At 53.3% G+C, this 1077-nt stretch carries 1 rRNA gene; it reads left to right on the forward strand.

The features are described 5' to 3' along the window. A 16S ribosomal RNA gene (locus tag R7E00_RS24890) occupies positions 1-1066 on the forward strand; the annotation flags it as partial. Positions 1067-1077 lie beyond the last annotated feature (11 nt).

Raw genomic sequence — 1077 nt, forward strand, 5'->3', positions numbered from 1 at the left:
TTTGACGTTAGCGACAGAAGAAGCACCGGCTAACTCCGTGCCAGCAGCCGCGGTAATACGGAGGGTGCGAGCGTTAATCGGAATTACTGGGCGTAAAGCGCATGCAGGTGGTTTGTTAAGTCAGATGTGAAAGCCCGGGGCTCAACCTCGGAATAGCATTTGAAACTGGCAGACTAGAGTACTGTAGAGGGGGGTAGAATTTCAGGTGTAGCGGTGAAATGCGTAGAGATCTGAAGGAATACCGGTGGCGAAGGCGGCCCCCTGGACAGATACTGACACTCAGATGCGAAAGCGTGGGGAGCAAACAGGATTAGATACCCTGGTAGTCCACGCCGTAAACGATGTCTACTTGGAGGTTGTGGCCTTGAGCCGTGGCTTTCGGAGCTAACGCGTTAAGTAGACCGCCTGGGGAGTACGGTCGCAAGATTAAAACTCAAATGAATTGACGGGGGCCCGCACAAGCGGTGGAGCATGTGGTTTAATTCGATGCAACGCGAAGAACCTTACCTACTCTTGACATCCAGAGAACTTTCCAGAGATGGATTGGTGCCTTCGGGAACTCTGAGACAGGTGCTGCATGGCTGTCGTCAGCTCGTGTTGTGAAATGTTGGGTTAAGTCCCGCAACGAGCGCAACCCTTATCCTTGTTTGCCAGCGAGTAATGTCGGGAACTCCAGGGAGACTGCCGGTGATAAACCGGAGGAAGGTGGGGACGACGTCAAGTCATCATGGCCCTTACGAGTAGGGCTACACACGTGCTACAATGGCGCATACAGAGGGCGGCCAACTTGCGAAAGTGAGCGAATCCCAAAAAGTGCGTCGTAGTCCGGATTGGAGTCTGCAACTCGACTCCATGAAGTCGGAATCGCTAGTAATCGTGGATCAGAATGCCACGGTGAATACGTTCCCGGGCCTTGTACACACCGCCCGTCACACCATGGGAGTGGGCTGCAAAAGAAGTAGGTAGTTTAACCTTCGGGGGGACGCTTACCACTTTGTGGTTCATGACTGGGGTGAAGTCGTAACAAGGTAGCGCTAGGGGAACCTGGCGCTGGATCACCTCCTTAAACGATGATTA

This window comes from Vibrio sp. Vb1755, from assembly GCF_033338635.1.
Classification (GTDB): Bacteria; Pseudomonadota; Gammaproteobacteria; order Enterobacterales; family Vibrionaceae; genus Vibrio; species Vibrio alginolyticus.